At 38.8% G+C, this 8,596-nt stretch carries 6 protein-coding genes and 1 pseudogene; 4 read left to right on the plus strand and 3 right to left on the minus strand.

What is annotated here, in order from left to right; translation table 11 throughout:
• A pseudogene (locus ADK28_RS31120) lies at positions 1-505 on the minus strand (transposase); the annotation flags it as partial.
• 291 nt (positions 506-796) lie between these two features.
• Here ADK28_RS31120 and ADK28_RS29000 point away from each other — a divergent pair.
• From ADK28_RS29000 to ADK28_RS29010, 4 genes are read left to right on the plus strand one after another with little or no spacing between them, the layout of a single operon-like run.
• Positions 797-1,849, plus strand: coding sequence for a ComEC/Rec2 family competence protein (locus ADK28_RS29000; protein WP_048797442.1), 1,053 nt, complete (start codon positions 797-799; stop codon positions 1,847-1,849).
• Positions 1,833-3,149 (plus strand): ABC-three component system protein, encoded by a 1,317-nt coding sequence (locus tag ADK28_RS29005; RefSeq protein WP_239686300.1) that lies wholly within the window; start codon positions 1,833-1,835, stop codon positions 3,147-3,149. Before ADK28_RS29000 ends, ADK28_RS29005 begins: the two co-directional genes overlap by 17 nt.
• Positions 3,133-3,672: an ABC-three component system middle component 1 gene (locus ADK28_RS30895; RefSeq protein ID WP_075202187.1), complete on the plus strand. Its 540-nt coding sequence runs from the start codon at positions 3,133-3,135 to the stop codon at positions 3,670-3,672. The genes ADK28_RS29005 and ADK28_RS30895 overlap by 17 nt, the downstream gene beginning before the upstream one ends.
• The gene (locus ADK28_RS29010; protein ID WP_048797444.1) at positions 3,662-6,793 is read left to right on the plus strand and encodes an AAA family ATPase; all 3,132 of its coding nucleotides are present in this window, start codon (positions 3,662-3,664) and stop codon (positions 6,791-6,793) included. The genes ADK28_RS30895 and ADK28_RS29010 overlap by 11 nt, the downstream gene beginning before the upstream one ends.
• A 213-nt stretch (positions 6,794-7,006) precedes the next feature.
• Here ADK28_RS29010 and ADK28_RS29015 read toward each other — a convergent pair whose 3' ends face one another.
• Positions 7,007-7,720, minus strand: coding sequence for a DUF6602 domain-containing protein (locus ADK28_RS29015; protein ID WP_048797445.1), 714 nt, complete (start codon positions 7,718-7,720; stop codon positions 7,007-7,009).
• A gap of 623 nt (positions 7,721-8,343) precedes the next feature.
• Positions 8,344-8,596, minus strand: a 253-nt coding sequence (locus ADK28_RS31980) for a hypothetical protein (RefSeq protein ID WP_204375389.1), incomplete at its 5' end; no start/stop codon positions are given.

The following is an 8,596-nucleotide window of genomic DNA, read 5'->3' on the forward strand; positions in this document are numbered from 1 at the left end:
CGTTTATGGTTCCAGGTATTGCCCTGCCTGCGCAGCAGCTGGAAAAACTTCTTAAAACCGTAGCGCGGATAGCGTTCTGCCAGTTCAGCCAGCGCATGGATCACCGGTTCATCACGCCGGGCATCGGGCTGATAAAAATATACCGTCCTGCTCAGCGATAACGTCCTGCAGGCCTGGCGTAAACTCATGGCAAATTGCGCCGTCAGATAGCTGACAAGTTCACGCTTTATCGCTGGTTTTAAAGCTTTTTTTCGATGACGTCTTTAAGTGCCCGGCACTCAAGGCTGAGATCAGCAAACATCTGTTTGAGGCGTCGGTTTTCATCCTCCAGGTCTTTCATCTTTTTGATATCAGAGGCTTCCATACCGCCATACTTTGCTTTCCAGTTGTAGTACGAGGCTTCAGATATACCGGCTTCACGGCAGACATCCTTGACGGTACGTCCGGTTTCGACGGACTTCAGAACGGTAATGATCTGGTGTTCGGTGAATCGGGCTTTACGCATGGCGATCTCCTCAGAGGACATAATCAGTATGTCGGAAGATCTCTAAAAGTGAATGGTTCGTTTTGCTGGGATACTTACAAAAGCATAGTGTTATTAAAATATAAGAAGTGATAACTTTATGTTTTTTAAGTAAAAGTTTAAATTTTCGTGATGCATTTCACTAATGTAGATAACATCATTGAAAGTATGAAATTGTTTGAAAAAAATCATCTTTGATCAACCTTAAGATTGTTTCTAAATGGTAAAATCTTCATATGGGAAAGAGCTCACTGGTAAGGAAGACAAATCCTGATGGGGATCATCGTACGAATTCTTAAAGCTAACCATGGCGATTGCATTTTGGTGAGTCATGAAAGCAGTTCAGGCACTCTCAACTTGCTCATTGATGGGGGGCCTGCGACGACATTCAGGTATGGCATTAGGCAGCGCTATTCTGGAGCATTGAGTAATGCTCTTGATGATCTGAAAGGAAAGGGGCAAAACATTGATCTTGCTATCCTGACCCACATTGATGATGATCACATAAATGGTTTTATCAAGGCATTCGAGAGTCCAAACTATCTGCGTCAGATGGTTAAATCGATCTGGTTCAATTCTTCGAGGTTAATCACACATCATTTTAATGTGCCTGAAATTTGTGAAAATAATATTTTCTTGCAGGAAGTTTCCTCTGAAACTAGCGTTAAGCAGGGGCAAGAATTTGAGGCATTACTTGATGAAATCGGTTGTGCGCGAGCACCGCTCATTATGGCAGGGCAAATCTATAAAGTAGGCCCGATTACATTAACAGCACTGTCACCTGAACGAAGACAACTCGAACAGCTTTTGCATAAGTGGCCAACGGAAGTAAGTTCAGCTGATACTTCTTCACATGAGAATGATTATCACTATTCATTGGGCGAAATTTGGGCAGATGATAGATTTGAATCTGACCCATCTATTTATAATGGAAGCTCAATTGCATTTTTACTGGAAGCAGATGACAAAAAAATGCTTTTTTTAGGAGACGCCAGTGACCAAGTTGTTACAAAAAATTTAAGAGCATTGGGATATAGCGAAATGAACAAGTTGAAGCTGGATCTGGTTAAAGTTTCGCATCATGGTAGCCAATACAACACAAGCAACGAATTTCTTTCAATACTAGATTCTCCATGTTTTGTTATTTCAACCAATGGTTTGAAGCATGGTCTTCCTAATAAAAGAACTATTGCGAGGATCTTAAAGGAAACAGATGGTGATGTTTATTTTAATTACAGCAATGTGATTGCTCCGCTGCTTTTAGCGCATGAAACTGAGAGCTATTCTTCTCGTCTAAAAGTGCTAGGTGATGAGATTAAATTCTAACATGACAGTTTACGAAATAATGCAGTCCCATTGCGTCATGGTTAATGGTGGCAGTGGTGTATTGGTCAATGCAATGATACTGGATTACACTTATGTACTGACTGCATACCATGTTATTCGTGACACCCTCGATAATATCGAAGTTACCGATCACAATGGCAATAAACTTAAAGTATTGGCTGTGCTCCTATATCCAGATATTAAAAAGGTGAACGAATCCCATTATGACTTCGCAATTTTAAAAATTGAATATCAACCAGAAGTTACACAAAGTTGTTTTACTGCTTCGACGTTGCCTCCTCGGGCTGAGCTTGCATTAGTAGGATTTCCAAATACTGAAAGAAGGAGTTCGGATCCTATAAAATATTATGATGGGCATATGACTAGCGTGGTCGATGAGCTTGTCATTTTCACTATTGATGGTGTACCTGGCTTAGCCACGATAAAGGGGATGTCAGGTGGAGGTGTATATCACATAGTTGGTAGAAATACATTTCTTGTTGGTGTTGAGTTCAGGATGGATGGCACTGAAGAGGAACAACAGTTTGGCCGAGTGCAATGCCATAGCTTAGCAAAGTTTGATGAAATAATAAGAGCATACAATAGTGCACCGATGATTCCTGCCCATTTGGAATGCTTTTCTCGAATACAAGACAAAATATTTAAATTTAATGTTATTGATCAAAATAATGTTCGTAATCTTAAAGACGCGTTAGAAACCCTTTCCGCATCGCTTATAGCTAGTGGGATGTCTCCGCCTTATAAAATTATGGGGCAATATGGATTGCAGCTTTTGATGGAGCCTAAAACTCCTAATGAGCTCAGCAACAAAGAGTTATGGATTTCTTATTTTGAATTTTTAGTTATTTGCTCTGTGATAGATAATGTAGGTATTGTGGATGATGTATATCTAAAAAGTTTGGAGCGAAAGCGGCGGCTGTTATATACCAGTGATGGTGCGAACTGGATTAGCCGTTTGGAAGAACTACTCAAAACGGCACGAAAACTTTTAGATAAGGATGGAACTTTAATCGTTGCATCACCTGATGCTGCTGCAAGTGTCTTGCCTCCGAACTTTCGACTTAAAAATGTAATAAGTAATATAGCGGTAGTGCCAAACCAGGGGCCATTTGCTATCGATGAAGTTGAAAGTTCTATTTATACAAGCTTCAAATTAACTCATCTGGAGGGACTCCGCAAAAGCTGCGTAATAGACAGTGAGGATGAATATCTAGTAGTTCCAGCAGGTGTACCACAATTGCAGTTATTTAAGGAGAAGCTTAATGAAATTATTAAGTAAGGAAGTTGATCTGAGTGTTTTAAGTGTGAAATATGATAAAATCAGATTTCACATGTATTGCTCAGATGATCCACTTTCTTTTATTTCCTGTATAGTATGTGTATGTGAGACTTCAGCCGAGATTTTGGAGAATTGGCGTACTATTCAAAATGTGGTTTCTGTTCACTATCAACCATCGGGTGACTTAGCATCTTGGAATATGTATATTGTTTTTTTGACAACTGATGTTTTTCCTGTATGGGATAAATATGAAATAGAAAACAATAAGTTTGCTGCTCGCAAGATTATTATTGATAAATTCTCAGGTGTCCCCACCTCTGTTCAGTTAGTCACTGAGTTGCAAAAATATTTATTGGGAACAGACTTAAGACTTGATCCGAGAGTCAATGAGTCAAAAGAGGCTTTATTGTCTTTAGAAAAATACGTTCGTGGTGCTCCATTAGATTCAAAGAATGAGTCCAGAGAAATCCGCGCCTCCATGGTCAATGAAATAATTAAATTTTTGAACAAAAATGAAAATTAAAAAAGTTGAGATTGAAGCATTTCGTGCCTACAAATCTAGGTCAGATGGCACGTTTGATTTCACGAATGATGGAGATGTTGCTGCAAATTTTGTTGCGATCTATGCTCCTAATGGTTTTGGTAAAAGCTCTTTCTACGATGCTGTTGAATGGGCAATTACCAATCACATGGCAAGACTTGGCGGAGAATATAATAAATCTAATTATGAGAACGCTGCCAAAATCACAAAGGACGATAATGTTGGGCAAGAAATTTTACGTAATAAATATGTAGATAAAAATATACGCACGAAGGTAGTGGTAACAACCACCCGACCACTCCCTTTTGAGCGTAAACTACCCAAAATTAGATCTAACGGGCGTGATTTGCGATTCGGAGATAATAGTCAAAGAGAAAATGATTTTTTCCGACAAGTAATTCTAAGTCAAGATGAAATTGATAGATTTCTTCGAGAAGCCAAACCGCAAGAACGCTATGCGAAATTTATGGAAAGTTTCGGTGGAGATATTGAAATTGCCCGTAAAGAGTTATCAGTACTCATAAATGATAATAAGATTGAGTTGAATAATCTCAATAAAAAGAGAGAGTCTATTCTTGAACAATTAAAAAAACCAATAGATGCTTCAATTTTCCAAAAATTCAATTCTATTGCTACTGAATTGAATAAGTTGGGTGAGAATATTCAGTTACCTGATGAGAGTTTTTCATCTCAGCATGAATATGCTCTTAATGCTAATCTTATATCGCGACGCCATGAGCTCGACTCATCACGTTTAACGAACAATCGAACGGTGGAAGCACTGGAAGACAGACTTCTAAAAATATCTGAAACTGAATTACATGTCCGCAGTTTAGCAGAGCAGAACTCACATCTTGCTAAATTAGTGAAAGGAGTGGCCGACGCTGATAAGTACCAATCACTTTTGGATTCATACGAAAAATGTGCAGAAGATCAGAAAATCACACACACGCATATGACTCGTATTATAGAAATAATTGATTGTATTGAAGATTTTTTAAAAATTGAGTCACATATTCTCGAGTTAGCTACTAGCCAAAAGATAATTTCTGAAGAGCGCACTAAGATCTGTGCGCAGCTTGCAGGTTTTGAAACAACAATTAATCAATTGAATATGGAGCTTAAGGCTGTAGATGATAGGGTCGCTATACTTAGGAAGACCGTTGATAACGCCGGGCTAGTATATATGGAGCTCTCAAATAACAGGGATCGAGTAAGTAACTTAACACAGCAAATATCAAAAAAAGAAATTTCTATTCAGATAGATAAGTCTAGACTTGAGGAGTTGAATCGTGAGCTTACTAGGCTTTCTGAACTCAATGTTAATGGCACCTCATTATCAAACGGAAATCTAGGGGCCTTGCTTTTAGAACCTACAAAAGTTGAACAACTGACGAGATGTTACGCCGAGTTCGATGTGCTTGAATCACAAATTCAGGCTGTGCATGTTACTCAAAAAGCATTGTCTGAGCAGATGGAATTGCATGAACGACTGATTGCCATTGGAATTGACTATCTTAGTGTACGACCATCCAGCATCTGTCCTTTATGTACAACTCCTCACCCATCTGCGGACGGCTTACTGGATAAAATTAAGGGCCAGAACCTTTTATCAGAATTAAGTGAGGAGAATTCTAAACAGCTTTTATTTTTCACTGCACGCCAGAAAGAAATTCTTCAATCAATTCAGGATATTACTCAGTGCGCAATTGATTCAAAGGCTAAGTTGATTATTAACATAAACAAGGAATTGAGTGAGACTGACGAGAGACTTACTATTGCAGGTAGAGAGATATATACAATAGAAGCAGAGTTAAAAACTCTTGAGAAACGGACCACAGAGTTAGAAAGTTTAGTTTGGGAACTTTCACATGATGAGCTGGTCTCCCGAATTGAAAAAGAAATTGGTGAGCTTTCAATCAAAAGCTCAAAGTTCCTACAAGGAAAAGCATTAATTACCCCTCAGGTTGAAATGCTTAATGAATCACTCAAAGAAAAAGACTCTGCGCAGCAAAAAATAGCTTCGGAGATGGAATGTATCTTCAGCGAAAATATCTACATTACAGTTCATAAATACTTAAATGAAAATGCGATTTCGTCTTCATCCCTCAAAAAGCACACTGAAAAAAGGAAACTAGAGATTGAGGCGGAAATAAATAAGTGTAAAGCCACTATTGAGTTTATAACTGAACAATGTAATGTTTTACAGCAAAAAATGTTAAGTGATGGCATGTGGGTGGATTTTGTTCAGTTGAGGCTGCAAAAAGAAGCTTTAGAAATAAGTGTTGCCCGCTCTCAATCAGTAATTAACACGTTTTATGAGAGTTTATCTGACCTTATTATTATCCGTCCTGAGTACAGTCTTGAAAAAGTCAAAGAGCTCATAATCGCTAAAGTTCAGGATTGTCATCTTCGTACGAAAGAATTTGATATGCTTTCAAATAATATTAATTTACTCATAGAGCTTATGAGTTCGTTTGAGCCATATATTAAACATACAGCGCTTCAGAAAGATTTAATGGCTGAACAGATGTTAATAAAACAGCGTGAAAGAGTCGACACTACTTTGAACGCAGAAAGAGCTGCAATAGTGGATAGACTAAAACTTCTTATCAATAATTTCTTCTATGAAGACCTTATTAATTCTATTTATAAGAAAATAGATCCACATCCTGCCTTTAAAAAAGTAGAGTTTAAGGCAGACTTTGATTCTGATAAGCCAGGCTTAAATATTGTGGTTAGTGATGAGGTTGGAGAGCAAATTTCGCCAATACTTTATTTCAGTGCGGCTCAAACGAATATTCTAAGTTTAAGTGTATTTTTAGCTAGCGCACTTCATGCGAAAGATGATGAGGGCAATCCCATCAATGTTGTTATGATTGACGATCCAATCCAGTCAATGGATTCGATTAACATACTTTCTACGATAGATCTTTTAAGAAGTATATGTATTCAATTTGATAAGCAAATTATTATCTCAACGCATGATGAAAACTTTTTTGCCTTACTTCAGCGCAAAATTCCTGCCCAAATTTTTGGTTCTAAATTCTTGCAATTGGAAAAGTTTGGTGTAGTCGTCCCGGTGCAACCCTTTATGAACTAAAGTGCTTACACTGCTTCTAAATAATCTTCATGCACATCTCGTTGTCTAAATTTGAAACGAGTGTGCATTGCTCATGACCTGCCCCCAGGATTACATGTAACGTTCAGTTAGAAATGTCCGTTTGGCGCGGAATATAAAAGAGTGTCTAATCACTTAAATATGTGCGTTGAAGAAAGGCCAACATCAAGTCAGCCTCAGAAGACTAGGGAATATTTAATTCAAAAGCCATTCAAGTAAGGAGTAGTCGCCTCTGGAAGTTGCTTCATCTTCAATACAATTCAAGAACAGGGTGAGATATGTAGCAGTGGTCTCAACTTTACCATTCGCAGGGAATTTATTATATTTCTTTGATTGAGGGGAATACATATAAAAACCAGTATCTGGCAAGCAGAACATCACACTTGGTATATTTTCTGTGACACCCCATTTTGACAGCGCATTATCCAAATCTGTTATAGATTGCTTATAACTGAAGCAACTAACCATAGGGTAGTTAGATTTTCCATCTTCAAGATTCCCTTTTTTAGCCGTTTTTAATCCTTGTGGGTTGTCAGGATGTAGTGACCATGCAAGGTTTAAAGTTTGATGCATCCCCTCTGTATTTAGGTCGCTCTTGATTTCGATTGCTCTATGTACGGAATCTATGAAGTAGACACCTAACCCATTCTGTTCAATGATTGGTGGTATTTTCCTTTTGTCATAAATGATGATGTCTGCCTGTGGTGAAAATCTATCCCATTTATCAACAATCTGGCCTGAGCCGATACCAAAATGAGATGGTAGTAGTGATTTAATAATCGGAATGAGAAAACTCTCTCTGAATGTGCCTTTGACAGTAGTATGGGATATGTCAGAAACAGCCTCTGCATTGTCATATGCTTGCTGAATTTTGTTATGAAGAATGGTTTTTAAAAACTGACTAGGCATGGTCAATCTTTCCTTGAATTAGTTTGATGCGGTGGATAACTAAATTTTGCCACTTTAACAGATATGTTAATTTCCGCTTGTCGCTCACAGTGGACCTTCTGCTCAGTTAACTTACTCGCTTTGTGCCAAGAGCGGGCATTGCTGATAGTTAGAGTGTGTGACCTGCTCCACGTTGATTAAGCACAAGCGCTGTATTGGTTCGTTGAACCCGCTGCTCAGAACGGACAATTAGTGTTAACACTCCAGAGCGTTTAGCTCAAGTAGTATTACTATAGATAAATCATTACATGATGGCGTGGAGAACGGGGGATTCTGAAAACGGTAAGAAGTGAAAGGGAAAGAAGAGCTTGTTGCGGGTGGACGGACTGGTGAAGATCCGCATGTGAATGGTGGAGGGTGTATGCTGCCAAATTTCCCCGCTTGCTATTGGGTGTTTCCCCACCTTATTCCCCACGACAAAATCACGTTAAGACCAGCGGATTAAGGAGAAATGATAATTCCCCCGTTTTCCCCCGTATTCTCTGCTTCATTATGAATAATCTTAGAGAAAGGAACCGTAGAGGACCGTAGAAAGACCGTAGCAGTGGGGTAAGGAAGAGGCACGTCAGAGGGTGTGGAGGTGTCTAAAAGTAACGAGCATCTGCGAAAATGGCGAGAAATCCAGCAAACAAATAACGTGTTGCAACGACCAGAAATCTACCGTAGCTAAGAAAGGAAAAAGCCCCGCTTTGCAGCGAGGCCTTATGAATATTGGTGCCCGGACTCGGAATGAATTTTGTTTTGTAAATCCATTGATTGCTATGATTTTTATCTGGTTCCATAAACATTGAGGCCCCCATTAAGGCCCCCTTCTGCAGAGCGTCAAAATTTGACGGT

Origin of the sequence: Serratia sp. 506_PEND (assembly GCF_001076875.1) — a bacterium.
GTDB lineage: Bacteria > Pseudomonadota > Gammaproteobacteria > Enterobacterales > Enterobacteriaceae > Serratia > Serratia marcescens.

What these genes read in the sequence shown, in the direction of transcription:
- ADK28_RS29000 (WP_048797442.1), top strand. Translation starts at nt 797, where the DNA reads ATGGGGATCATCGTACGAATTCTTAAAGCTAACCATGGCGATTGCATT.
- ADK28_RS29005 (WP_239686300.1), top strand. Translation starts at nt 1,833, where the DNA reads ATGAGATTAAATTCTAACATGACAGTTTACGAAATAATGCAGTCCCAT.
- ADK28_RS30895 (WP_075202187.1), top strand. Translation starts at nt 3,133, where the DNA reads ATGAAATTATTAAGTAAGGAAGTTGATCTGAGTGTTTTAAGTGTGAAA.
- ADK28_RS29010 (WP_048797444.1), top strand. Translation starts at nt 3,662, where the DNA reads ATGAAAATTAAAAAAGTTGAGATTGAAGCATTTCGTGCCTACAAATCT.
- ADK28_RS29015 (WP_048797445.1), bottom strand. Translation starts at nt 7,720, where the DNA reads ATGCCTAGTCAGTTTTTAAAAACCATTCTTCATAACAAAATTCAGCAA.